Source organism: Melaminivora alkalimesophila, assembly GCF_000282995.1.
Lineage (GTDB): Bacteria > Pseudomonadota > Gammaproteobacteria > Burkholderiales > Burkholderiaceae_C > Melaminivora > Melaminivora alkalimesophila.
Genome location: NZ_ALEE01000600.1, coordinates 1 through 498, shown reverse-complemented (window position 1 = coordinate 498; position 498 = coordinate 1). Strand labels below are relative to the sequence as shown.

General features: G+C 75.3%; 1 protein-coding gene. It reads right to left on the bottom strand.

Going from position 1 to position 498, the window contains the following annotated elements:
* Positions 1 to 73 precede the first annotated feature (73 nt).
* Positions 74 to 498, bottom strand: a 425-nt coding sequence (locus A612_RS11705) for an MFS transporter (protein WP_040436739.1), incomplete at its 5' end; no start/stop codon positions are given.

Below are 498 nucleotides of genomic sequence, written 5' to 3'. Positions count from 1 at the left end.
GGTGCGGCGGCGCGACATGAGCTGTGCCGCCATGGCGGACGAGATGTTCTGAGCTGGCGGCTCCGGGGGCGCCTCAGCGGCCCACGCGGTTGAGGCGGCCAAGGGCTGCGCCCGGGCGCTCCGGGCGCCGCCAGGCCATGCCGCCCGGCAGTCCCAGCACCACCACCGCCGCCAGCAGGAGCAGCGCCGACGCCAGGCCGAAGGCCAGCCAGTGCGTGCCCAGGCGCTCGTAGCCCCAGCCGCCCAGCCAGGAGCTGATCATGGCGCCCACCTGATGCATCAGGTAGGCCCAGCCGTAGAGCACGCCCACCAGGCGCACGCCGAACACATCCGCCAGGATCGCCGAGGACAGGGCGATGCTGCCCGCCCAGACCACGCCGCCCACGGCGGCCGTGCCGTAGAGCTGCAGCGCGCTGGCGGCCAGCATCAGGGCGATGAACCCCAGCCCGCGCACGCCGTAGATGGCGGCCAGCAGCCGGGCGCGCGGCAGGCGGTCGG